General features: G+C 65.2%; 22 protein-coding genes. 13 read left to right on the forward strand and 9 right to left on the reverse strand.

What is annotated here, in order from left to right; genetic code table 11:
• Positions 1–142: 142 nt before the first annotated feature.
• From CLV01_RS29680 to CLV01_RS18425, 5 genes are all read left to right on the forward strand, one after another.
• Entirely contained in the window at positions 143–628 is a 486-nt protein-coding gene (locus CLV01_RS29680; RefSeq protein ID WP_257221384.1) for a hypothetical protein, read from the forward strand.
• A gap of 147 nt (positions 629–775) precedes the next feature.
• A complete protein-coding gene (locus CLV01_RS28910) occupies positions 776–1,354 on the forward strand; it encodes a hypothetical protein (RefSeq protein WP_143290020.1) in 579 nt (192 codons plus the stop codon).
• Between the two features lie 41 nt (positions 1,355–1,395).
• Positions 1,396–1,833, forward strand: coding sequence for a hypothetical protein (locus tag CLV01_RS18415; protein WP_099733568.1), 438 nt, complete (start codon positions 1,396–1,398; stop codon positions 1,831–1,833).
• Positions 1,834–1,846: 13 nt separating this feature from the next.
• Positions 1,847–2,725, forward strand: a complete 879-nt coding sequence (locus tag CLV01_RS18420; protein WP_099733567.1) for a hypothetical protein — start codon at positions 1,847–1,849, stop codon at positions 2,723–2,725.
• Between the two features lie 107 nt (positions 2,726–2,832).
• Entirely contained in the window at positions 2,833–3,546 is a 714-nt protein-coding gene (locus CLV01_RS18425; protein WP_099733566.1) for a hypothetical protein, read from the forward strand.
• A 30-nt stretch (positions 3,547–3,576) separates the two neighbouring features.
• On the opposite strand, the gene CLV01_RS18430 is transcribed toward CLV01_RS18425, so the two are convergent.
• From CLV01_RS18430 to CLV01_RS18450, 5 genes are all read right to left on the reverse strand, one after another.
• A complete protein-coding gene (locus CLV01_RS18430) occupies positions 3,577–4,242 on the reverse strand; it encodes a molybdate ABC transporter permease subunit (RefSeq protein WP_097202308.1) in 666 nt (221 codons plus the stop codon).
• A gap of 35 nt (positions 4,243–4,277) precedes the next feature.
• Positions 4,278–5,030, reverse strand: coding sequence for a molybdate ABC transporter substrate-binding protein (gene modA / locus CLV01_RS18435; protein ID WP_099733565.1), 753 nt, complete (start codon positions 5,028–5,030; stop codon positions 4,278–4,280).
• A 195-nt stretch (positions 5,031–5,225) separates the two neighbouring features.
• On the reverse strand, positions 5,226–5,954 hold the full coding sequence (locus tag CLV01_RS18440; protein ID WP_099733564.1) for a DUF4198 domain-containing protein: 729 nt from the start codon (positions 5,952–5,954) through the stop codon (positions 5,226–5,228).
• A gap of 194 nt (positions 5,955–6,148) precedes the next feature.
• Entirely contained in the window at positions 6,149–8,065 is a 1,917-nt protein-coding gene (locus tag CLV01_RS18445) for an AMP-binding protein (RefSeq protein ID WP_099733563.1), read from the reverse strand.
• Positions 8,066–8,069: 4 nt separating this feature from the next.
• Positions 8,070–9,086, reverse strand: a complete 1,017-nt coding sequence (locus tag CLV01_RS18450) for a Bug family tripartite tricarboxylate transporter substrate binding protein (protein WP_099733562.1) — start codon at positions 9,084–9,086, stop codon at positions 8,070–8,072.
• A 123-nt stretch (positions 9,087–9,209) separates the two neighbouring features.
• Here CLV01_RS18450 and CLV01_RS18455 point away from each other — a divergent pair, with 123 nt between their 5' ends.
• From CLV01_RS18455 to CLV01_RS18480, 6 genes are all read left to right on the forward strand, one after another.
• Entirely contained in the window at positions 9,210–10,160 is a 951-nt protein-coding gene (locus CLV01_RS18455) for a LysR family transcriptional regulator (protein ID WP_099733561.1), read from the forward strand.
• A 55-nt stretch (positions 10,161–10,215) separates the two neighbouring features.
• Positions 10,216–10,797 (forward strand): TetR/AcrR family transcriptional regulator, encoded by a 582-nt coding sequence (locus CLV01_RS18460; protein ID WP_012205713.1) that lies wholly within the window; start codon positions 10,216–10,218, stop codon positions 10,795–10,797.
• 115 nt (positions 10,798–10,912) lie between these two features.
• On the forward strand, positions 10,913–12,013 hold the full coding sequence (locus tag CLV01_RS18465; protein WP_043823061.1) for an alkene reductase: 1,101 nt from the start codon (positions 10,913–10,915) through the stop codon (positions 12,011–12,013).
• Between the two features lie 78 nt (positions 12,014–12,091).
• Positions 12,092–12,724, forward strand: a complete 633-nt coding sequence (locus CLV01_RS18470; RefSeq protein WP_099733560.1) for an NAD-dependent dehydratase — start codon at positions 12,092–12,094, stop codon at positions 12,722–12,724.
• Between the two features lie 37 nt (positions 12,725–12,761).
• Positions 12,762–13,331 (forward strand): flavin reductase family protein, encoded by a 570-nt coding sequence (locus CLV01_RS18475; RefSeq protein ID WP_099733559.1) that lies wholly within the window; start codon positions 12,762–12,764, stop codon positions 13,329–13,331.
• A gap of 311 nt (positions 13,332–13,642) precedes the next feature.
• Entirely contained in the window at positions 13,643–15,127 is a 1,485-nt protein-coding gene (locus CLV01_RS18480) for a hypothetical protein (protein WP_099733558.1), read from the forward strand.
• 74 nt (positions 15,128–15,201) lie between these two features.
• On the opposite strand, the gene CLV01_RS18485 is transcribed toward CLV01_RS18480, so the two are convergent.
• Entirely contained in the window at positions 15,202–16,323 is a 1,122-nt protein-coding gene (locus tag CLV01_RS18485) for a helix-turn-helix transcriptional regulator (RefSeq protein ID WP_099733557.1), read from the reverse strand.
• Positions 16,324–16,327: 4 nt separating this feature from the next.
• Positions 16,328–16,987, reverse strand: coding sequence for a helix-turn-helix transcriptional regulator (locus CLV01_RS29965; protein WP_257221385.1), 660 nt, complete (start codon positions 16,985–16,987; stop codon positions 16,328–16,330).
• Between the two features lie 597 nt (positions 16,988–17,584).
• On the opposite strand from CLV01_RS29965, the gene CLV01_RS18495 reads away from it, so the two are divergent.
• On the forward strand, positions 17,585–18,385 hold the full coding sequence (locus CLV01_RS18495; protein WP_099733555.1) for a SprT-like domain-containing protein: 801 nt from the start codon (positions 17,585–17,587) through the stop codon (positions 18,383–18,385).
• Here CLV01_RS18495 and CLV01_RS18500 read toward each other — a convergent pair whose 3' ends face one another.
• Positions 18,386–19,819: an ATP-binding protein gene (locus CLV01_RS18500; RefSeq protein WP_099733554.1), complete on the reverse strand. Its 1,434-nt coding sequence runs from the start codon at positions 19,817–19,819 to the stop codon at positions 18,386–18,388. It abuts the gene before it with no gap.
• Positions 19,819–20,583 (reverse strand): response regulator, encoded by a 765-nt coding sequence (locus CLV01_RS18505; RefSeq protein WP_013802320.1) that lies wholly within the window; start codon positions 20,581–20,583, stop codon positions 19,819–19,821. Before CLV01_RS18505 ends, CLV01_RS18500 begins: the two co-directional genes overlap by 1 nt.
• A 152-nt stretch (positions 20,584–20,735) precedes the next feature.
• Here CLV01_RS18505 and CLV01_RS18510 point away from each other — a divergent pair, with 152 nt between their 5' ends.
• Positions 20,736–23,051: a TonB-dependent receptor gene (locus tag CLV01_RS18510; RefSeq protein ID WP_099733553.1), complete on the forward strand. Its 2,316-nt coding sequence runs from the start codon at positions 20,736–20,738 to the stop codon at positions 23,049–23,051.
• Positions 23,052–23,063 lie beyond the last annotated feature (12 nt).

Here is a 23,063-nt window from a genome sequence, read left to right on the forward strand (position 1 = left end):
CATAATACATCCGTATATACGGCCACACGGGCCGCATCCTCGCCAGCCTGCCCGCACAAGGCAGCCCGCTGGCCCGCGAACTGTTTGCCTTCGACCCGCCGGCAACCTGCTGGACTCCATCCCCGGCAAAGACGGCCAGCCCGTGGAAACCACCCTGGGCGTTGTCGGTGATAACCGCCTGCGCTTCTACCAGGACCTGCACTTTGAATACGACGTGCACGGCAACGTCACAAAGCGCACCCGGGGCAACCAGAAAGCCGGTACCCAGGAAGTACTGGACCTGACCTGGAACGCAGACCACCAGCTCATCGAATCGAACACCACGCGCCACGGAGTCACCCAGGCCACCCGCTACGCCTACGACCCCCTGGGCCGGCGCGTCTCCAAGAGCGATGCCTTCGGCAGCACCCACTACCTTTGGGATGGCGACCTCATGATGCACAGCCAGCGGGGTACAAGACAGGCGCTCTATATTTACGAGCCGGGGAGCTTTGTGCCGCTGGCCACCATTCAGGGAGCGGGCGAAGAGCACAGCACCTACTGGTACCAGTGCAACCAGATCGGTGCGCCACTGGATCACCGACGAACAGGGCCAAGGGGCCTGGGCCGCACCACGGCCTACTCTTGAGCTACTGGTCGTGGCATCTCACTGTGGGACTGAATATCTTAAGAATCAAAGCCGATTGCCTGACTTTCTTTTCTGCAACACGATTCCCTTTGCAAAAGGCAAATGCATTATTGAAGCCCATACAGTTGGGTACATAGCCCCTCCATTATGACAATCGATTACCCAAATATAAGCATTATTTTAAACAAATATTTATTTGGAGAAATATGTCTGAATGTTGAAACATCAGCAACGGTGCCAGAAAGCATAGAAGACCTGGCATCCACGGGGTTTTCCAGAGAGGGAGATCCGAATGACTATGAATTATTCGAGAAATATTATTCCATAGTTAATAAAAACCAGGGAATCAACTTCAAGATATACACGTTCAAAGGGAAAATATGGAGCAGCGGCCTTGATTTCCATGGATTCAGGTTATCCACCATCCTTAAGATGATTAATAAGCCAGCTAACACGAGATTATTCCTTGACAACAAAAACTCCGATGGCGCACTCATCATTAATGATCTATGCGTTTGTAGATTTTCATATCACAATGAAAACCCTCTAGCCCTTACATTTGAAACCAATGCCGCAATAATCGATGATATGAAAAACAGAAAAATCTCCACCAAGGCTGTTGAAAATGACTTCGCTGAAATATCTGCAGTACTGGCGAGAAGGAGTAACAGGAAGCTTAGAAAAATAAAACAAATATTGGTAGCCAAGGGTCATATATTGAAATAATTACCACCAATAATCCTTCAATCTTTATTTAACATCCAGACATGGCATCTACCCATTCATATGAATACGACCCAAATCTTCATACACTCAATCTGGAGACCGCAGAGAAATCCATCCGCTTGCTGGCGACCGCATTCTTTCACCAAGATCTGAAAACCCTTGAAGCCCACTTCGGTATCAGCCCACTGCAAATGGATGAGGCTTTTGAAGCATTGGAAAATTATCTCGGCAAAGACGATTTCACCTCGCTTGCACCTCCTCCAATAGGTAGCCAGATCATTCTGGAAGAAGATGAAATTTGTGCCGACGATGAAAATTCCTCAATCAGGGTCTATCGATTGAATTACGGAGGCTGGGGCTACGAGATGGATGTTTTCAGGCAAGACAAGAGGTGCGATCTGACCATGCGTGGCGAACTGCCTGGAGATTTCGGCAAAAATCCGCACAGCATCAAATTTCATCTGTTTGAAGTCATGTGATTTTGTTCCGACCATGCACACCATCCCTGAACTCGCCAGCCTCCAATCATGGCAATCCACCCTGCCCTCCCGCCGCGCAGAGATTTGCCAAGCCATTCTGGAGGGGCTGCCGCGCGGCTTCGAGTTCGCCAAACCGTTCCTCTCTACAGAACTTGCTGAGGTTGGCGGCACAGCATGGGAGGTTCCCTGCTTTTACGACGCGCAGCATGAGACCACGCTGACCCTGGTCCTGGGCGGCGATTTCACCTACGGGGCAACGGCGCAGCGGCTGACGACGTTGCGCGATTCGATCCCTGCGGAGGACTGGTCCTTGATTGCGCCGGTGGTCCATGCAGCGCAGGAGGCCGGTCCCGTGCATGTGCCCGCGTTTCTGATGGGCCGCTTTCCCACGTTCGAGTGGGTGATTGAAGAGCATGTGGAGTTGTGCGATGGGCTGGAGCGGCCTGATTTCTCCAGCGAGGACGGGCCGTTTCCCGCCTATGTCACGCAAGAGGAAGCGCAGCGCTTTTTGGCCGCCACGGGCTATCGCCTGCCTTGGGACCATGAGTGGGAGTACGTTGCGAAGGCAGGCACGGAGCGGCTGTATGTGTGCGGGGACGCAGTTCCCCAGCGCGATCTGTCCGGTGATGTGTGCCTGACGCAGTTTGGCGATGGTCGGCTCAACCGCGCGGCCGCCAATCCCAGGGGAATGGCGGCGTTGGCGGTGGCCACGTTCACCCGGCTGCAGGCCAGCCCGCACGAGTGGCGCATCCGTGGCGGTGCGGCGGCGTTCTATCCGTTTCAGCATCGCATGCAGCAGGCCATGCTGCTGACGGAGCTTCAGCTGCCGCTGGCCAACATGCCCGGGCAGATGGCGGGTCTGCGTCTGTGCCTCGATGTGCCAGCCATATAAGGGCATATAGGGCCATATGGGGTCAATCCGTGCACAGCCGTTGTTGTGGCGCTCCTGGCACAGCAATGTTCTGGTGGCGTCATTTTTCGGCTTTAGGATGGCGGGCCATGCGCAATTCCCACCCCCTTTGGACGGCAGCAGCCCTGGGCCTGGCAGCGGCCCTAGGTAGCGGCCCGGCTTACGCGGCTCGCCCCATGATCACGGACGATGCCCGCATCGTCGATGCCAAGTCCTGCCAGCTGGAAAGCTGGGTCAAGTCCAAAAAGGACAGCACGGAGTTCTGGGCGCAGCCGGCCTGCAATTTCACGGGCAATCTGGAGCTGACGCTGGGCGCGGCACGCACGCGAGAGGACGGCAGCAGCCGGACCACGGATGTGGTGATCCAGGGCAAGACCCTGTTCAAGGAACTGCAGCCCAATGGCTGGGGCTGGGGCCTGGCCGTGGGCAATGCCCGGCATCCGAATGACGAGGGCCAGGGCCGGGGAGATTTGTACGCCTATGTGCCCGTCACGTTCTCGCTGCGCGATGACCGGCTGTTCTTCCACACCAACGTGGGCTGGCTGCGCACGGCGCAGGCGCATCGCAACCTCATGACCTGGGGCCTGGCCACCGAGGCCCAATTGAGCCAGAGCACCTGGCTGATTGCCGAGACATTCGGCCAAAACCAGGGCAAGCCCTTCTACCAGATGGGCCTGCGCTACTGGCTGGTGCCTGGACATGTGCAGATCGATGCCACCTACGGTAACCGCGCGGGCAGCAGCACGCAGGAACGGTGGTTTTCCATCGGCTTGCGGCTGCTGTCTTCGCCGTTCCTGCCCTGAGTCCTTTCCAGCTTGCGCCCTGCCCGTTGCTCACAGCGCGCCAAACCGCCTGAGCACCATGAAGGCCGCCATGGCCAGCACGCCCAGCATCACAGAGAGCTGATTGGCGCAGGCCAGATTGCCGTCCAGTACGTTGTTGTAGATGGCCAGTGACAGGGTTTCCGTCCTGCCGATGATGTTGCCGCCCAGCATGAGCGACAGTCCGACCTCGCCCAACGCACGGCCCCCCGACAGGATCAGGCCGGCCGCAATGCCGCGCCGGGCCAGCGGCAGCTCGATGCGCCAGAACACCGACCAGGGGCGGTGCCCCAGCATGGCCGCCGCCTCCAGCAGGCGTGGCGAAGTGCCTGCAAAGGCGGCCTGCGTGGGTTTGACCATGAGCGGCAACCCGGCAATGAAGGCCGCAATGACCAGGCCCGTTTGCGAAAACACGATGTCGGGCCGCAGCACATCGGGCAGCAGTTGGGTGAGCAGCCCTTGCCGGCCCAGCAGCACCAGCAGGCCATAGCCCAGCACGATGGGCGGAAACACCAGCGGCAGGCTGACCAGTGCATCGACCAGCTGGCGCCCCGCAAACCGGCGCCGCGCCAGTAGCCAGCCCAGGCCCGCGCCCACCAGCAATTGCAGCATCAGGCTCCAGGCAATGACATGCGCGGTCAGGGCCAGCGGCGCCTGGGCGCAAACGGAGGCGGTCATGGACTGTCAGCTGCCAGCAGGCAATGGGTGGCCCATCAAAGGCCGTGCCGCTCCAGCACCTGGCGGGCCTGCGGCGTGGCGATGAAGTCCAGCAGAGCCCGCAGTTGCGGTGATGAGGCGCGGCCCTTGAGCACGGCCAGGCTCAGTTCGATGGGCGGATGGCAGCTGGCCGCCACCGGCACGCTGGCGCCCACGCGGTCTTTCAGGGCCAGGGCCTCGGTCTTGTTGACAAAGCCTGCGTCCACCTCGCCGGTGGTCACATAGGCGCTGACCTGGGGCACCGTGGCCACTTCGACCAGGCGTTCGCCCAGCGTCTGCGCCAGGCCCAGGCGCTCCAGGCAGATGCGCGCCGCGTTGCCGTACACGGCCTTGCTGCGGTCGGCGATGGCAATGCGCTTGAATTCGGGCCTGGCCAGGTCCTGCACGCTTTCCAGGCGCTGGCCGCGCGCGGCCACCAGCACCAGCTGGCCCTGGCCCAGCGTGATGTAGCGCTCGGCCAGTTGCATGGGCTCGACAAAGGCGCGGTCGCCGATCAGCACGGCGATCTCGGGGTTCTGGCGGGCCTGCGTCTCGATCTGCTTCATGTTGCCAAAGCTGGCCTCGGCGCGAATGCCCGTGGCCTGGCTGAAGGCCTGCAGCAGTTCCAGCACGGGCTTGCGGTAGCCGGCGCCAGCGGCCAGCAGCAGGCCTTCATCGGCATGGGCCAGGCTGGCCGAGCCAGCCAACAACAGCGCCAGGAGCGGCGCCAGGAGCGGCGCCAGGCCGCGGGACAGTATGCGTTTGAACATGGTTTTCCTCCTCTAGAACGCGGCGTTGAAGCCCACGCCCCTCTCTTTACGAAATATTCAATCGTATACGACGAATACCGCACCCACCCATGTGTTCCTACTGTAGCGCCCATAAAAAAAACCTCCATGCATGAGGCATGGAGGCCGGCAGGCATGGCTGCCTGCGTCTCGGGCCAAGGTGCCTGGCCGCAGCGCTTACTTGTTGGGCTTGGCCGCAGGGCCGGCAGCGATGGGCGCCACGCCTTCGGGCTTGACGTAGGTGACCGAGGTCACATAGTGCACGCCGTCGTATTTTTCTGCACCGTTCGGGCCGGTGCGCTCGCCGCCGCTGCGCTCGTCGTGCGTGGCTTCGGCCACGTAGGTGCCCTTCCAGGGCATGTCGAACTGCACCAGGCCCTGCTCGTCGGCATGGGCTTCCTTGCTCCAGCCCGATTGCACGGTCAGCACCACCTTGGCCTTGGGCAGCGGCTGGCCCTTGTAGATGACCTTGAATTCGCCAGCCTTGCCTGCGGGCACGATATCCAGCGTCAGGCGCGGGGCCTGGGCGGCAAAGCCGGTGATCAGGCGTGCAGCCGGGTGGTACCAGTTGCGCAGTTCCTGCTCGCCCTTCTTGCTGGTGTACAGCGGGTAGCCGGCATCCTCGGCCACGATGCTGTCGCCCTGGCCGGCCTTGAAGGGCAGCGCAAAGCCGGTGCCGGTCTTGCGGCCATCGGCCGCCTTCTCGCCCTGGGCAGACACCAGGGTGGCCACGGGCTTGCCGAACTTGTCGAGCAGGCCCGGCGATGTCTCGCGCAGGTTGTCGCCAAACTCGCCAAAGCGGATCACGGCGGTTTCGCCGGCCGGCTGTTCCAGCCAGATCTGGTGGGCCTGGCTGGCGCCGCTGGCGGCCAGGAGTGCGGAGACAAGAATCCAGTGTTTCTTCATTGCAGCTTCCTCAAAGGACAAAAAAACAGCCATCGGCGCCACAACGGGCCGACGGCATGAACGTGCTTGGGGAGTGGGGTGCGGCCGCATGGCGCCGCATTGATTATTGAATGCGAATGGTTTGCATTCTATGCGCATTGCGCACCGCTCCGGCGCAGTTCACCAGGTGGCTGCAATGGGGTCCGGCCCAGCGCTCAGGCGGCATCCTCGATGCGCACCGGCTCGCCCGTGAAGGCCAGCGCCTCGGCGGCCTGCTCCCAAGGGCTCCGGTCAGCCGCCCTGTCCGGGCGCAGCACAAAGCCCTCGCCCTCCGCATGCGTGGTGCTGTCGGCGGGCGGCAGCGGCAGGCCCATACGCTCATGCGCCTGGGCCACCAGGGTGCGGGCGTAGATTTCCGCAGCCATGCTGCGCAGGCGCGGCTTGTAGACCTTGCCCACGTTGGTGGTGGGCAGCGCATCGATGATGCGCACATAGCGCGGGCGCGCAGGCGCTTCGTCCACGCCGGCTGCGGCAAAGGCCAGCAGTTCGGTCTCATCGGCCTGGGCGCCGGGCTGGAGCGCGACAAAGGCCACAGGCACCTCGCCCGCATAGGCATCGGGTGCGCCCACGGCAGCGCAGGCCTTGACGGCGGGATGGCGCTCCAGCGCCTGCTCTATCACCTGCGGATCGATGTTATGGCCGCTGCGGATGATCACGTCCTTGGAACGCCCGCGCAGCCGCAGCAGGCCATCGTCGCCGACCGAGCCCAGGTCGCCCGTGATCAGCCAGCCGTCATCGGTGAGGTAGCTGGACGGCGCGATGCCACCCAGGTAGCCGGAAAACAGGTTGGGCGACTGGAACACCACCATGCCGGTTTCGCCGGGCGCCGCTTCCTGGTCCGATGGCCTGCCGTCCGGCCCCATGCGGCGCACGGCCAGGCGCGCAAACGGCAGGCGCAGGCCCACATGGCCGGCCGCCGCGTGCAGGCCGGGCGGCGTGATGGTGGAGATGCCCGTCATCTCGGTCATGCCCAGGCTCTCGTGCACATGGAAACCGCTGTGCGCCTTGAAGCGCGCCGCCACCTCGGGCGACAGCGGCGCGGCGCCCGTGCGGAAGTAGCGGATGGAGGACACATCGGCCCCCTGCAGCGGCACCTCCACCAGCGCGGCCAGCACCGTGGGCACGGCCGACATCAGCGTGGGCTTCCACTGTGCCGCCATCCGCCAGAAGCCAGCAATCACGGCCTTGTTGCGAAACAGACCGGTGGTCGGAATGATGACGTGGGCTCCGGCCGAGAAGCAGGCCAGCGAGCCCGGCAGCACGCCCGCCACATGGAACAGCGGGTAGCCGTTGATGGTGCGGTCGGCCGTGTTCAGGCCCTGCATCTGCACGCTGGCCCAGGCGGTGTAGACCTGGGCGCCATGCGTCTGCACGGCAATCTTGGGCGCACCCGTGGTGCCCCCGGTATGGAAATAGGCCGCCACGTCGCCGGCCTGGGGCTGGCGCCCGGTCACCAGCCGGTCGGAGGGCTGGGCGGCCAGGGCGGCATGCAGATCGCTGGCGGGCCAGCGCTGTCCATTCGCCTGGAGAGCCCGGCCTTCATGCGAGACCCAGAGCACATGCGCCAGGTCCGCATCCAGCGACGCCACCTTGTCCCGGATGCCGGCATCGTCCTCGTCCGCCCAGGCGATCAGAAAGCGCGCGCCCGTGGTCCGCATCAGGGCAGAGATCTTCTCGGCACTCAGCAGCGGATTGATGGGCTGCACGATGCCCGCCGCCTCGCCGCCCCACAGCGCAAAGTGGTACTCCATGCAGCCGGGCAGCAGGATGGCCACCGTGTCGCTGGCGCCCATGCCCAGCGCATGCAGGGCGTTGGCCGTCTGGTGGATCCTGCCCAGCAGTTCGGCATAGCTCAGGTGCCGGGCGTCATCCACGCTGCCGGCCTGGGGCAGAAAGCTCAGCGCCCTGCCCTGGCCGTGCTCACGCGCAGAGTTGCAAAACAGGTCGTAGACCGTTTGCGCCGTGATCAGCCCGGCCATGGGTTGGCTTTCGATGGCCTCCACATCGGCCAGGGAACGCACAGCCCGCAGGGGCCGGAACATGGATTGCGCAGGAATAGGACTCATGGCCATGGGCTCACTCCGCGCCCAGGCCGTTGGTGCGCACCACCTCGCCCCAGCGGGTGTAGTCGCTGCGGATCAGGCCCTCGGTGTCCTGGGGGTTGAGGTAGGCGGCCGTCACGCCGATCTTCTCGAAGCGGTCGCGCACCTCGTCGGTGGCCAGCAGCTGGCGCGAGGTGGCGCTGAGCTTGTCGATGATGGCGCGCGGTGTGTCCCTGGGTGCCACCAGGCCGCCCCAGGACGATGCCTCATAGCCGCCAAAGCCCTGCTCGGCCATGGTCTGCACGCCGTCCAGCGCCTTCACGCGCTGGGGCGTGCCCACCGCCAGCGCCTTCAGCCGGCCACTGCGGATATGGGGCAGCGCAGACACCATGTCCGCATAGATCACCGGCACCACGCCGCCCAGCGTGTCGTTCATGGCGGGCGCGCTACCCTTGTAGGCCACATGCTGCATGGTGTGCAGCTTGGCGGATTTCATCAGTTCCATGCTCAGGTGGCCCGAGCTGCCCGCCCCGGAGCTGGTGTAGTCCAGCGTGGCGGGCTGCGCCTTGGCGTACTGGAACAGCGATTTGAGGTCGGTCACCTTGGGCAGAGACTGCGCATTGACCGCAATCACATTGGGCAAGTCATAGATCTTGGTGACCGAGGCGAAATCCGTGGCCGGGTGGAACTTGACGTTCTTGAAGAAATGCGGCGCCATGATGGTGGGCGTGACCATCATCATCAGCGTATAGCCGTCAGGCGCTGCCGTGCGGAACTGGCCTGCCGCCACCGCGCCCGATGCGCCGGGCTTGTTCTCTATCACCACGGGCTGGCCCAGCTGGCGCGCCAGCGCCTCGGCGTACACGCGCGCCGCGCCATCGGTGGGTCCGCCCGGCGGGAAGGGAACGACCAGGCGAATCGGTCTGTCGGGCCAGGCGCCGGTATCGGTATTGGCCTGCGCCGCGCCGCACAGCGATGCGAACGCAGCCACGCCGATGGCGCCCAGCGCCATGCCCTTGGCCAACGCCTGTCTTTTTGTGATGCCTGCCATCTTGTCTCCTTGAATGTTTATGTGTTCTGGCTGGCCCATTCTGCCCAGCGCACCCTCTTTGACAATGGCGGCGGCGGTTGACATCATGTCAAACAATATTGACACCCCCTTGGACCGCAACGCATGGATCTCCTGGCATTCAACATCCTCGTCCAGATCATCGAACACGGAAACCTGAGCCAGGCGGCAAAGTTCTTGAACATGTCGCGGGCCAACGTGAGCTACCACCTGGCCCGGCTGGAGAAGTCCCTGGGCGCATCGCTGCTGCGCAGAACGCCCCAGGGCGTGGAGGCCACCGAGGTCGGACAGCGCATCTACCGCCATGCGCGCAACATCCTCAACGAGACCGAACTGGTGCGCGAGTTGGCCCAAAGCAGCACGGACGACATCTCGGGAAAGATCGGGCTGAGCGTGCCCACCGGCTACGGCCACCTGGTCATGGCGCCGTGGCTGATCGAGTTCAAGCGTGCCCATCCGCAGGTGGTGCTGGACATCCGCCTGGAGAACTTCATAGACAACCTGCTCAAGGACAGCGTGGACATCGCCATCCGCGTCATGTCCGACCCGCCGCCCATGCTGGTGGCGCGCGACATGGGGCCGGTGCGCTACAGCCTGTGCGCCTCCAGCGACTGGCTGCGCAGCCACCGCCTGCCGGAGACACCGTCCGAGCTGTCGCGCACGCCGCTCATCACATCGGGCGGCGAAAGCGGCAAGGTGCGCCTGCAGATTGCGCGGAACGGTCAGCCGCTGGAGGAGCTGGACATCACGCCCACGCTGATGTCGCGCAGCTACCCTTTCCTGTGTGACTGCATCACCTCCGGCCTGGGCGTGGGGCTGGTGCCCGACTACATGGTGCGCCGCCAGGTGGAAGATGGCCGCGTCGTGCTGGCCATGCAGGACTACGAATTCAGCATCAACCAGGGCCGCATGTTCATGCTGTACATGCCCAACCGCTTCCAGTCCGGCGCCGCCCGGGCCTTGATCGACTTTCTGAGCGACAGGATGGGCCTTGCGCGCATCATCCGGCCGGGTGACTTGCCCGACACGGCGCAGGCCTTGCGACCGCCGGAATGACGCGGGAACAAAGTTTGTAGACGACTGGTCGGTTTTTGCGTTAGACTTCGATCCCATGAAGAAACCCGCACAGGAAACACGCCAGCACATCCTTGATGTGGCCAAGGCGTTGATGACCCAGAAAGGCTATACGGCCGTCGGCCTGGCCGAGGTCGTCGCGGCTGCGGGCGTGCCCAAGGGCTCCTTCTACTACTACTTCAAGTCCAAGGAAGAGTTCGGCCAGGCCCTGCTGCAGGAGTACTTCGACGAGTACCTGGCCAAGATCGATGCGCTCATGGAGACGCCCGATCCGGCCATCTCCCGGCTGATGACCTACTTCCGCCATTGGACGCAGAACCAGTGCTCGGCCCATGCAGGAGGCCAGTGCCTCGTGGTCAAGCTGGGCCCCGAGGTCTGCGACCTGTCCGACGACATGCGCTCGGTGCTGCGCACCGGCACCGACGCCATCATCACCCGGCTGACCGACTGCGTGCGCGCCGGCCAGGCCGACGGCTCCATCACATCCGACCTGGACGCGCCTGCGCTGGCCGAATCGCTGTACCAGCTGTGGCTGGGCGCCTCCCTGCTGTCCAAGCTGGGCCGGCATGAGGAGCCATTTGCCGCAGCGCTCGTGTCCACGAAGCGGCTGCTGGGCTGAGCAGGCCTGGCCGCTGCTTTTTATTTGCCTTGTTTGTAGACGACTGGTCAACTTCAAAACCTACACCCTTTACCCATCCCTCTTCCTTTTTGTTCAACCACCACCACTGCACACCATGACCGACCACAGCCTTCACACCGATCTGTTCTCCCCAACCCAACTGGGCGGCCTGTCGCTCGCCAACCGCTTCGTCATGGCCCCACTGACCCGCAGCCGCGCCGGTGACGACGGCGTGCCCACCGAACTTCACGCCGCCTACTACGCCCAGCGCGCCAGCGCGGGCCTGTTGATCAGCGAAGCCGTCAACATCTCCGCACAGGGCCGGGGCTACAACCTCACGCCCGGCATCTGGACCGAGGAACAGGTCGCCGGCTGGAAGAAGGTCACCGACGCCGTGCACGCCGCCGGCGGCAAGATCGTGGCCCAGCTGTGGCACGTGGGCCGCTACTCGCACGTGGACCTGCAGCCCGGTGGCGTGGCCCCTGTCGCCCCCTCTGCCATCAAGGCCGAAGGCGTCACCTTCACGCCCAACGGCGTGGCCGAGGTATCCATGCCCCGCGCCCTGGAAACCAGCGAAATCCCCGGCATCGTCGAGCAATACCGCCATGCGGCCGAATGCGCCAAGCGTGCAGGTTTTGACGGCGTGGAAGTGCACTCGGCCAACGGCTACCTGCTCGACCAGTTCCTGCGCGACTCCACCAACCACCGCAGCGACGCCTATGGCGGCAGCATCGAAAACCGCGCCCGCCTGACGCTGGAAGTCACCGACACCGTGGCCAAGGTCTGGGGCGCCGACCGCGTGGGCATCCGCCTGTCGCCCGTCACACCCAACGCCGGCAACACGCCGCTGGACAGCGACGTGATGGCCCTCTACGGCTACCTCATCCCCCAGCTCAACCGCTTCGGCCTGGCCTACCTGCACGTCGTGGAAGGCGCCACCGGCGGCTCGCGCGAACTGCCGCCCGGCGTGGACCTGGACGCGCTGCGCAAGCTCTTTGACGGCGCCTACATGGGCAACAACGGCTATGACCTGGAACTGGCCATGGACCGCCGCGCCAAGGGCCTGATCGACACCGTGGCCATCGGCCGCCCCTTCATCGCCAACCCTGATCTGGTGGCCCGCCTGCGCCACGGCAAGGAGCTGGCCGTGGCCCCGCACGAGGCCTACTACGGCGGCGGTGCCCAGGGCTACACGGACTGGCCAGTGGCCGCCTGAGCCAGCCATCCGCCCCACGATCTGCGGCACACTGGCTGACCTGCGTCCTCATCGAATGACCAAGCGAAAGACCAAGCCATGCAACTGCTGATCGTGGGCGCCACGGGGCTGGTGGGCAGCCAGGTGCTGCACCAGGCCCTGGCCGACAGCCGCATTACCCGCGTCGTGGCCCCGGTACGCCGGGCGCTGCCGGAGCACCCCAGGCTGCTCGCCCCCATCGTCGATTTCGAACGCCTGCCCGAAGATGCCGACTGGTGGCGCGCCGACGCCCTGGTCTGCACCCTGGGCACCACCATCAAGACAGCCGGCAGCCAGCCGGCGTTTCGGCGTGTGGACCATGACTACCCGCTGCTGGCCGCCCGCCTGGCCCATCGCCACGGCACGCCCACCTATGTGCTGAACTCGGCCATGGGCGCCGACGCCGGCTCGCGCATCTTCTACAACCGCGTCAAAGGTGAGCTCGAGCGTGACCTCCAGGCGCAAGGCTTTGCCTCCCTCACCTTCGTGCGCCCCGGCCTGATCAGCGGCCCGCGCACCGAGCACCGCGCGGGCGAGCGCTTCATGGTCGGCGTTCTTGGTGCCCTGGGCCCGCTGCTGCCCCGGCGCTGGCGGCTCAACCCCGCGCACCGCATCGCCCAGGCCTTGATAGAGGCTGCTGTCAACGCCAGGCCCGGCGTCCATATCGTGGGTCCCGAGGCGCTGGCCGAGTGAACACCATGCACAGTCAAGAACCTCTCAGAAAGCTCGCATGAACCCGCACATCGCCCCGGTCGATCTCGCCAAGTCCTACCGGCTGATCAACCACGGCCCCACGGTCCTGGTCTCGGCCCGCCACGGCGGCGTGGACAACGTCATGGCCGCAGCCTGGTGCTGCGCGCTGGACTTTGCGCCCCCAAAGCTCACCGTGGTGCTGGACAAGGCCACGGCCACGCGCGCCCTGGTCGAGCACAGCGGCATGTTCGTGATCCAGGTGCCCACGGCCGCCCAGTTGCGACTCACGCACCAGGTCGGCACGCTCAGCCTGTCCACCGATGCAGGCAAGCTCGCCGCCAGCGGCGCGCAGCTGTTCGGCATGGACGGGTTCGACCTGCCCTTCGTGGACGGCTGCGCCGGCTGGCTGGCCTGCAGGCTGATCCCCGAGCCCCACAACCAGCGGGCCTACGACCTGTTCATCGGCGAGATCGTGGGCGCCTGGTCCGACACCCGCGTGTTCAGCGACGGCCACTGGCACTTCGAGGACGCCGACCCCGCGCTGCGCAGCCTGCACTATGTGGCAGGCGGGCAGTTCTATGCGATTGGGCAGGGACTGAAGATTTAAAGGGTTCATTCTGTCTATCCTGCGCCCTTTGCCAGAGAACCGGGCGCTGCCCGATCACCTCAGGCCTGCGATTTTTTAATCCACTGCATTTCCAGCCCCCTGTGTATGAACACGTGGTGGACAAACAGTGCCGTTTGCCCGGTGTCTGGCCTTCAAAAGGCATTACGGCAGATGGGTGGGGACTGAGGCCATCCCGCAAATGCGGTATGGCCTGATGCAACACGACTGGGAAGACTTCTGCCTAGGCGGACGAGGGAGGCCATCAGATCCATCCGCCGCCCATTCCCAATCGTTTGAAAGGCAGATACCCAATGATCAAGCAGACCTCCATATCGCGTCCCACCCTCATCGCCGGTGCCGTGCTCGCGCTTACGGCTTGCGGAGGTGGCGGTGGCAATGAAGTGACGCCACCGGTTGCGCCCCCAACGCAAACGACCCAGGAGCTGGTGCAGAAGTACATGGATGCCAGCCAGACTCTGACCGCCACCCAGTTGCCCGCCAAAGGCGCCGAGCGCTTTGCGCATCTCGACGACTGCTACCTGGGCAACGGCAGCAGCAAGGCGCGCCTGATCACCAATTGGGATGAAAACCAGACCCAGATCCAGGCCTCCAATGCCTATCAGATTGGGCGGAGCTTCGAAAATCTGCAAATCCTGGCAGAGCGCAAGACCACCAATGCCGACGGTTCCGCCCGGCATGAGGTGGATATCAGCTACGACGAAAAATTCACGGACGGGACCAGCACCACGGGGCAGCGCGAAACACTGATATCTGGCAACAGCAGCGGGACCTGCTCCACTCCCCGCAATGCAGCCGAGATGCGCGCCCTTGGCAATCAGCGCGTGGTAAGCGTAGGACTGGTGTCACGCAACCGCGCCAATGTGATGCGCCAGCTGGCCGACGGCGAACCGTCCGCCAGTCCGTTTCAATTGCGGCGCGAGGTGCAGTTTGGCATCTCCGATCCTGCTCGGCTGGCAACTTACGCCATCGTCAGTTGGCCGTCGTCGCAGGCAGGCGGCGCGCGCCACTCGCTCAAGCTGCTGTCGCCACGCATCATGCGCGACGCACCCGAAATGCAAGGCGTCCGGGGTAACGCCAGCTATGCGGATACCAACAACTTCCGGCAGTGTCGATCGAACGCCAGCAACGACGTGGCCAACGCCGTCACGGCAGATTGCACCAACGCGCAACTGGGCGTGGCCAACGACTATTGGGGCTCCACCGTGCGCAGCGGGTTCGATGCCGCTGCGATGGCAGACGGTGACAACCGCTTCGCAGCCCTGGGCCTGACAGCGGGAACCGAAGTGCGATTCGACATCCATGCCGACGATGGCTGGAAAGCCGTCAACGGACAGCAAGGCAAAACACCCGTCGCCACCTACCAGGTGACGCTTAGGAGCGGGTCTTATCCGTTTGCGCAGATACCTGTCAATGCCTATCCCCAGTTCAACACCATCTCGCCCTCCGAGGCCGAAATCGTGGCCGGCTTCAAGGCCGGTGGCGGCAGCGCACAGGTTGTCTGGTCGGCTGCGCAACCGCCAGCGGGCAGCGCGCCCATGGCACTTTCCGTACTCAGTTCCTACCGGCAGGGAGCTGCGGCGGGATCTGCCTCCGGCCTGCCCACGGTACGCACGCCCAACCTGACCGTGGCCGTGCCCCAAGGGGCCACCTCGGCCACCATACCTTTTGGAGGCAAGCCGGACGGTGCATCGGCCACGAACTATGCCGAGTTCCTCCTCGTCTACGCTGACCGCAACGGCAGGGAGATGTACTACAACCTGCAATACAACCCCTGAGCAAGGGCTGCGGACCATGCAGCGCCCAATCCATCGCCCAGCCCGCAAGGCGCTGCGCGATGGGCAGGGGCTGTTCAAACCATTCCCCACCCCCGCAGCAGCTGCACCAATTCCACCTGCCGATGGCAGCCCGTCTTGCGCATCAGATTCTTCATGTGGGTGCGCGCCGTGTGCCAACTGCATCCTTCCATCAAGGCATAGTCCTTCACGGTCTTTCCGCCTGCCAGAAGCAACAGAAGGCGAGTCTCGCTGGGTGACAGGCCCAGCATCTCGCCCACCAGACCTTGATTCTGCAAAACCATGGAGCCGGGCAACGTCAGAAAGATCAAGGCCAGGGGCTGTTGCCACGGCGCAGCAAACGCATGGTTGGCCGCTAGAGGCAACGCGGTCAGCCTGAGCCGGGACTGGCTGGGCCGGCTGCCTTGGAGCTCCAAGGCAGCCGCCTTTGCGGGATTAGCGCAAGCGGCGGAGACCAAGCTCTGCAAGCGTGCATGCGCCTCGCCCGATGTGCATCGCAGCCCGCCGTGCACACATTGCAACGTGCCGAATGTTGCGAGCAGGCGCTCTGCCGCCGGATTGGAATGCTGCAGCCGGCACCGAGCATCCACGACGAGCAGTGCCTGCGCCAGCGCATCCAGTGCCGCGAGTCCCAATGCTGCTTGGCCGCATAGCTGGCCCATGCGCGCGCGCAAGCGGCCGGCCCGCTCGATGTGCGGCATCAAATGCTCTAGGAATGCCTTGTCCTGTGCACCATAGACGCCGGCATCCCTGGGGCGCATGAAACTGATGAAATCATGCGCATTGCCTTCCACGCGAACGGCGGCAGCGGCGGTATGCCGCAGTCCCAGCGGAACCAGCCAATCCGTATAGACGCTGTTCTGTGACGCCTGCCTGGCACTGATGTGCTCATGGTCCAGCATTACCTGGGCCACGGGCAGCCGCTGCACGGTTGCCATCCGCAGGTCGTTGTGCGCGTGGTGTGTCTCGTACTCCTGCATCAAGCCGTGATGCAAACCGAAGCTTTCCAGATTGCTTGCGCTTTGCGGAACGGCTGCCTCGCCAGCATTCAGCGTGAAATAGTGGAAGACGCCCGCCTGCAATTGCGCGCACATTCCCGCGAGCGCCTCGCTCCAGGCCTGGGGAGCGAGCACCCCCTCATACAGCTGACCGGCGATGGCATCAATGCGTTGTTGCATGGACTCACCTCGGCTGCAGGGATTGCAGCAGCCCCACCAATTCCACCTGCCGGTGGCAACCTGTCTTGCGCATCAGGTTCTTCATGTGGGTGCGCGCCGTATGCCAGCTGCACCCCTCTATCCGGGCGTAGTCCTTGACGGTCCTGCCCGTGGCAAGCAGCACCGCCAGACGCGCTTCCGAGGGCGACAAACCCAGCGCTTCCTGCACGAGTCCGGGACTCGGGCCAGAAAATGGCGTACCAGCTTCCACCATTACCAGCAAAGCCATGGGCCGCTGGCGGAACGCAGCGGCATGGCTGGGCTTGAGCGGCAGGACCGTCACCATCAACCGTAACGCAGAGCCTGCCGTCAGGCACAGAGCCCCGGCCAGGCCCTGTGCATGATGGCCGCAAGCCTGGGCCACAAGACGCAGCAGTTGCGCCTGAGCCTGCCCGTCAACGCAGCGCAGCAGGCAGTGGCGCACAGACAAGGCTTCGCAAAAAGCTGCCAGCAGGCAGTCGGCTGAGGGGTTGCAGTAGTGGATGCGGCAATTTGAATCCACAAGTGCAATACCTTGCGGCAAGTTGTCCAGGGCTGTGAATCCCAAAGCCGCCTGCCGCGCCAGTCCGCCCATGTGCATGCGCAGGCGAGCGGCACGCGCCAGATCGGGCATCCACTGCTGCATGAAGACCCGCTCCTGTGCGCCATAGGTTCCACGATCCGTGGGACGCATGAAACCCAGGAAGTCCTGCGTCCCCCCTCGTCGCGCACCTTGACACCCAGCGTGTTGCGAAGTCCGTGGGGCGCCAGCACATCGACGTAGACCGCATTGCGCGACATCTCCCATGCGCTGAAGTGCTCATGGTCGAGCATGAACTGGCCCTGGGGCAGGCTCGCCACGACGGACATGCGCAGGTCCTCGCCAACGTAGTGGGTTTCGTATTCACGCAATTTATCGGCATCGATGCCCGCCAGGTCGTGGTTGTGTACGCTCTCGATCACCCCGCCACCAGTGGCGCCCAGCGTGAAGAAATGGAAAACGGACGCGCCCAGCGCCTGCCGCATGGCGTCCAGCGCAGACTGCCAATCCTCAGCGGAAAGTACTCCGTCGTACAGCAGTCCCGGTATATGGCAACTGGCACCCTGTCGATCAATAAATTTCATAGAAATGAATTATTGATTCTTTATAGCTATTTTCAATCAGACAGCTCTGAATTTCGATACCGGTTTTGCCACGTCGATTTGGGGCAATGTTCACGTGGTTGTATTGCACAATCCATCAATGCCCGCCGCCCCCGTCCGCTCCGCACCCACGCGCGAAACCTATTCCGAGTTGCAGCAGGCCTACGAGCACTTCAACCAGCGCCTGTTCGACGATGCCCTGCCCCATTGCCTGATCACGCTGCAGCGCGAGAAACGCACCTGCGGTTACTTCTCTGCGGCGCGTTTTGCGTCGCTGGATGGCAGCACCACGGACGAGATTGCGCTCAATCCCGCCTACTTCGCGGCCGTGCCCATCATCGAGACGCTGCAGACCCTGGTGCATGAGATGACGCACCTGTGGCAGCACCACTTCGGCAAGCCGGGCCGCGCGCGGTATCACAACGAGGAATGGGCGGACAAGCTGGAATCGCTGGGCCTCATGCCCTCGTCCACGGGCCGGCCGGGCGGCCGGCGCACGGGCGACATGATGGCCGACTACGCCATTGCGGGCGGCCCCTTCCTCGCGGCCTGCGAGCAGTTGCTGACCACGCGCTTCCAACTGAGCTGGTACGACCGCTTCCCGGCCATCGAGCATGTGGTCACGGGCCAGTGGAGCATGGCCACGCAGATCCAGGGCATGCAGGGCACGCAGCCGCCCATGTCCTCCGTGCCCGCCCTGGCCGAAGCCGTGCGGCCCGTAGGCACCTCGGTGGCGGTGCCGGGCTCCACCACCGGCGAGACCATGGTGCAGCCCGTGAACAAGTCCCTGCGCGTCAAGTACCGCTGCGGCGGTTGCGCAGCGCCCGTCAATGTCTGGGGCAAGCCTGGGCTGAACCTGATCTGCGGCGATTGCGGCAAAGGCTTCACAGCCCAGGATTGATCAGCGGGCAGGAGTCTTGCGCGGCAGCTCCAGCACAGCCTCCAGCCCGCCTCCCTCCCGATTGCCCAGCACAACGCGCCCGCCGTGCGCCTTGGCCACGGCATCGGCAATGGACAGGCCCAGGCCAAACCCGCCAGAGCCCGCGTTGCGCGAGGCCTCCATGCGGTAGAACGGCTCCAGCACCTGGGCCAGTTGCTCCTGGGCAATGCCCGGCCCCCGGTCCAGCACGTCGATGCGCAGCAGATCGTCGCTGTCGCTGATGCGCAGTTCGGCGTCGCGGCCATAGCGCAGCGCGTTCTCCAGCAGGTTCTGCAGGCAGCGGCGCAGGCTGTGGGGATAGCAATCGAGCGGGCGCAGGGCGCGGCCCGTGATGGGGATGTGCTCTCCATGCGCTTCGCCCAGGTCCTGGGCCACGCCCTGCACCAGGGCGTTGATGTCCAGCGCCTGGCGCTCGCCGCGCGCGTCGGCGCCGGTGAGCATGTCCAGCGTGGCGGTGACCATGGCTTCCATCTCCTGCAGATCGCGGCGGAATTTGTCGCGCAGAGCTTCGGGCTCCAGCATTTCCGAGCGCAGGCGCAGCCGCGTGATGGGCGTGCGCAGGTCGTGCGAGACGGCTGCAAAGAAACGCGTGCGCTCGGCCACGCCATCGGCAATGCGCTGCTGCATGGCATTGAAGGCCTGGGCCGCCTGGCGCACCTCGCGCGGGCCGTCCAGCGGCAGCGGCGGGCTTTGCAGGTCCTTGCCCAGCGCGTCAGCCGCGCTGGCCATGCGCGCCAGCGGGCGCATGGCCAGGCGCACGGCCAGCAGAGCCACCACAACCACCACGATGATGCGCAGCAGATAGATGCGCAGCACGTAGTCGGCCAGCGCCCAGTAGGGCCTGACGGGGTAGCCGGCCTCTCCCTCCACGGCCTGCACCTGCAGCCACTGGCCGTTGCCCAGGCCCAGCAGCATGCGCACATGGGCCTCTGGCTCATGGGCGGTGAGCAGGGTTTCCGCGCCGCCGTGCAGCTCCAGCGCCAGCAGGTGGAACGGCACGGCCGCGCCCACGCGCCGCGCCAGCACATCGGCCAGCAGATCGCCGGCCATGGCGTCGGCCGCATCGGCGGGAGCGGACGCCAGGTCCTCCATCAGGCGCCGCGCACGGGCCGCATCGATCAGGGTCAGCTGGTAGCCCTGCGTGCTCAGCGTGCCCACGGCGGCGGCCCGCGCCTCGGGCGGCAGGGAGGACAGCAGCAGCAGCGAATCGGCGGCGCGCGCGCCCAGCAGGCGCAGCGGCACCTCCAGCAGCTGGCTGCGCCGGCTTTCCCACCAGATGGTGCCCGTCAGCGCCTGGGCCGCCAGCATGCCGGCCACAAGGATCAGGGCCACGCGCCCGGACAGCGTCTGCGGCCACAGGCGCCGCAGCAGCGCGCCGGCCTGCATCCAAGCCATCACGATGCCTGCGGCACCACGTCGCAGGTCAGCACGTAGCCGGCGTTGCGCACGGTGCGGATCAGGCTGGCCTGGCGCGCAGGGTCTTCCAGGTGCTGGCGCAGTCGGCTCACGCAGACGTCGATGGCGCGGTCCTGGGCCTGGCGCTCGCGGCCGAACACATGGTCGGCCAGGTAGTCGCGGCTCAGCGTGCGGTGCGGGTTGCTGGCCAGGGCGCAGAGCACGCGGTAGTCGGACTGGGCCAGCGGCACCAGCACGGCCTGGGGCGAGCGCAGCTCGCGCGCGCGCATGTCCAGCGTCCAGCCGGCAAAGCGCAGCACGGGCAGATGCTCCGGCTCGCTGGCCGGCGCCGGTGCCTGGGCCACGCGGCGCAGCACCACCTTGATGCGCGCCAGAAGCTCGCGCGGATCGAAGGGCTTGGGCAGGTAGTCGTCGGCCCCCATCTCCAGGCCCAGGATGCGGTCCAGCAAGGCGCCGCGCGCCGTGAGCATGACCACGGGGATGTGGGTGCGTTCGCGCAGGCTGCGGCACAGGGCCAGGCCGTCGGTGCCGGGCAGCATCAGGTCCAGCACGATGAGGTCGGCCGCATGCCGGCCCAGCCAGTCCCACATGGCCTGGCCGTCACCCACGGCGGCCGGGCGCATGCCCGAGGCGCGCAGGTAGTCGCACAGCAGCTCGCGGATGTCGGGATCGTCGTCCACCACCAGGATGCGCGGACCCTGGGCGGCCGGGGATGCGGCGGCTGGTGCGCTCATGGATTGCATTGGCGCACGGCGTTTTGTAATGGAATGTTGTGGCGGCAGCCTGTGCAATGGAGCATTGCATTTGCCCGGCGGTCGCTGCCCTGTCTGCGCTGTCGCGTCACTAGAGTCCTGCTCGTCAATAAGAACGATTTTCATTCTAGTGATTCGTCGCCATGTCTTCTCAGCACTCCAACAGTTTCCCTCCGGCCCTGTCCACCAGCCTTGCGCTGACGCTGGGCGCCTTCTCCACCCTGGCCGTGGCCCAGACTGCGGCCGCTCCGGCATCGCCCCTGGGCACGGTCGAGGTCCGCTCCACGCGTGAGGCGCCGGCCTACCAGCCCGCCGCCGTGCAGTCGCCCAAGCTCACCCAGCCGCTGCGCGACACGCCGCAAAGCATCAGCGTGGTGCCGGCCGAGCTGATCCGCGAGCAAAACGCCCAGAGCCTGCAGGAGGTGCTGCAGAACGTGCCCGGCATCACCTTCACCTCGGGCGAGGGCAACCTGGGCTGGGGAGATTTCTTCACCATCCGGGGCTTCTCGGCCGAGCAGGCCATCACCATCGACGGCGTGCGCGACGGCGGCATGGCCAGCCGCACCGACACCTTCAACCTGGAGCAGGCCGAGGTCTACAAGGGCACGGGCTCGGTGGAGTCTGGCGTGTCCGCCGTGGGCGGCAGCGTCAACCTGGTCAGCAAGGAAGCCAGGCGCGACACGTTCCACAACAGCTCGGTGGGCGTGGGCAGCGATGGCTACCGCCGCGCCACGGCCGACCTGAACCGCAGCGTGGGCGAGACCGGCGCCGTGCGCCTGAACCTCATGAAGCATCAGAACGACGTGGCCGGCCGCAACGGGGTGGACTACGACCGCTACGGCGTGGCAGCCTCGTTCGCCCACGGCCTGGGCACTTCCACGCGCACCGTGGTCAACGTCTTCCACCAGGTGGACGACAACACGCCCGATGGCGGCCTGCCCATTCAGCGCGGCACGGGCGGCCAGGTGATGCCGGGCGTGCCGCGCAATGCCTGGTACGGCGCCTCCAACCTCTACACCCAGCAGTCGCGCACGGATATGGTGACGGCCCGCGTGGAGCATGACCTCTCGCCCACGACCACGGTGCGCAACCAGTTCCGCTACGAGCGCTCGGACAACTGGAGCGTGCTGGCGCCCGCGCGCTTCAACAGCGGCAGCAACAAGAACTCGCTGGGCTATGTGGGCCTGGGCGGGCTGGTGACGGCGCCGGGCGGCATCCTGTCCTATGGCGACTACGGCCTGGTGGACACCACGGGCGCCAATGCCTCGCTGCGCCTGGCCTCTGTGCCAGTGTCCAAGCGCTACACCATCGCCAACAACCAGACCGATGTGCGCACCAGTTTCGAGACGGCAGGTTTCAAGCACGACCTCACGGCAGGGCTGGAGCTGTACCGCGAGACCTATGGCGACCGCGAGCGCAGCATGGACCTGCCCACCGGGACGCTGGGCTTCGACATGGCCGACCCGGCCACCATCTTCCCGGGCACGCCCACGGTGGTGGGCGCGGGCAGCGCGCGCGCCACGGTGCAGAACGCGGGCGTGTATGTGAACGACACCATCACCTTCTCGCCGCGCTGGCAGGCCCAGACGGCGCTGCGCTACGACCGCTGGCAGGCGAACAACGGCGGCGCCAGCCGCACGGACGGCGCGCTCAGCGGCCGCCTGGGCCTGGTCTACAAGCCGGCCAGCGAGGGCTCCATCTATGTCTCCTACAGCCGCGCGGCCCAGCCCTCGGCCATGGGCGTGACCACGAACAACGGCGTCTACGGCACGGCCGCCCAGCTGGCCTATGCGCCGGCCCTGTCACGAACCTGGGAGGCAGGCAGCAAGTGGGACGTGCTGGGCGGGCGCCTGTCGCTGACCGGCGCCGTGTTCCGCACCGAGCTGAGCGAATCGTGGGAGTACAGCCCCGACAGCGTCTCGCCCGTGCGCGCCCTGCCCGCCAAGCGGGTGCAGGGTTTCGAGCTGGGCGCCCAGGGCGAGATCACGCCGCGCTGGTCGGTGTACGCCGGCCTGTCCCACTTGAAGAGCCGCCTCACCAAGGGCGCGAACGAAGGTGCCGAGGCCAGGAACGTGCCCGACTGGAGCGGCAGCGTCTGGACCTCCTTCCTGGTCACGCCCGCCGTCACCCTGAGCTGGGGCGCGCAGTACGTGGGTGAGCGCCGCTATACGGACAACGTCATGGTGGGCGGCCAGAACAATACGTCCAGCACGGTCAACGGCCCCAACGGCGTGCACCCCATCTATGTGGCCGACCACGAAAAAGCGCCCAGCTACTTCGTGCAGAACCTGGCGCTGAGCTGGCGCATCAACCGCCAGCTCACGGCCCGCTTCAACATCAACAACCTCACCAACCGCTTCTACTGGAGCCGCATCGGCGCCTCGCTGGACGGCTTCCAGCTCTACGGCGTGCCGGGCGCGGGCCGCACCTACACGGCGGGCCTGGACCTGTCCTTCTGAGCCGGGGCCACA

The organism is Delftia sp. 60 (assembly GCF_002754395.1).
Lineage (GTDB): Bacteria > Pseudomonadota > Gammaproteobacteria > Burkholderiales > Burkholderiaceae_C > Comamonas > Comamonas acidovorans.

What these genes read in the sequence shown, in the direction of transcription:
- CLV01_RS28910 (WP_143290020.1), top strand. Translation starts at nt 776, where the DNA reads ATGACAATCGATTACCCAAATATAAGCATTATTTTAAACAAATATTTA.
- CLV01_RS18415 (WP_099733568.1), top strand. Translation starts at nt 1,396, where the DNA reads ATGGCATCTACCCATTCATATGAATACGACCCAAATCTTCATACACTC.
- CLV01_RS18420 (WP_099733567.1), top strand. Translation starts at nt 1,847, where the DNA reads ATGCACACCATCCCTGAACTCGCCAGCCTCCAATCATGGCAATCCACC.
- CLV01_RS18425 (WP_099733566.1), top strand. Translation starts at nt 2,833, where the DNA reads ATGCGCAATTCCCACCCCCTTTGGACGGCAGCAGCCCTGGGCCTGGCA.
- CLV01_RS18430 (WP_097202308.1), bottom strand. Translation starts at nt 4,242, where the DNA reads ATGACCGCCTCCGTTTGCGCCCAGGCGCCGCTGGCCCTGACCGCGCAT.
- modA (WP_099733565.1), bottom strand. Translation starts at nt 5,030, where the DNA reads ATGTTCAAACGCATACTGTCCCGCGGCCTGGCGCCGCTCCTGGCGCCG.
- CLV01_RS18440 (WP_099733564.1), bottom strand. Translation starts at nt 5,954, where the DNA reads ATGAAGAAACACTGGATTCTTGTCTCCGCACTCCTGGCCGCCAGCGGC.
- CLV01_RS18445 (WP_099733563.1), bottom strand. Translation starts at nt 8,065, where the DNA reads ATGGCCATGAGTCCTATTCCTGCGCAATCCATGTTCCGGCCCCTGCGG.
- CLV01_RS18450 (WP_099733562.1), bottom strand. Translation starts at nt 9,086, where the DNA reads ATGGCAGGCATCACAAAAAGACAGGCGTTGGCCAAGGGCATGGCGCTG.
- CLV01_RS18455 (WP_099733561.1), top strand. Translation starts at nt 9,210, where the DNA reads ATGGATCTCCTGGCATTCAACATCCTCGTCCAGATCATCGAACACGGA.
- CLV01_RS18460 (WP_012205713.1), top strand. Translation starts at nt 10,216, where the DNA reads ATGAAGAAACCCGCACAGGAAACACGCCAGCACATCCTTGATGTGGCC.
- CLV01_RS18465 (WP_043823061.1), top strand. Translation starts at nt 10,913, where the DNA reads ATGACCGACCACAGCCTTCACACCGATCTGTTCTCCCCAACCCAACTG.
- CLV01_RS18470 (WP_099733560.1), top strand. Translation starts at nt 12,092, where the DNA reads ATGCAACTGCTGATCGTGGGCGCCACGGGGCTGGTGGGCAGCCAGGTG.
- CLV01_RS18475 (WP_099733559.1), top strand. Translation starts at nt 12,762, where the DNA reads ATGAACCCGCACATCGCCCCGGTCGATCTCGCCAAGTCCTACCGGCTG.
- CLV01_RS18480 (WP_099733558.1), top strand. Translation starts at nt 13,643, where the DNA reads ATGATCAAGCAGACCTCCATATCGCGTCCCACCCTCATCGCCGGTGCC.
- CLV01_RS18485 (WP_099733557.1), bottom strand. Translation starts at nt 16,323, where the DNA reads ATGCAACAACGCATTGATGCCATCGCCGGTCAGCTGTATGAGGGGGTG.
- CLV01_RS29965 (WP_257221385.1), bottom strand. Translation starts at nt 16,987, where the DNA reads ATGCAGCAGTGGATGCCCGATCTGGCGCGTGCCGCTCGCCTGCGCATG.
- CLV01_RS18495 (WP_099733555.1), top strand. Translation starts at nt 17,585, where the DNA reads ATGCCCGCCGCCCCCGTCCGCTCCGCACCCACGCGCGAAACCTATTCC.
- CLV01_RS18500 (WP_099733554.1), bottom strand. Translation starts at nt 19,819, where the DNA reads ATGGCTTGGATGCAGGCCGGCGCGCTGCTGCGGCGCCTGTGGCCGCAG.
- CLV01_RS18505 (WP_013802320.1), bottom strand. Translation starts at nt 20,583, where the DNA reads ATGCAATCCATGAGCGCACCAGCCGCCGCATCCCCGGCCGCCCAGGGT.
- CLV01_RS18510 (WP_099733553.1), top strand. Translation starts at nt 20,736, where the DNA reads ATGTCTTCTCAGCACTCCAACAGTTTCCCTCCGGCCCTGTCCACCAGC.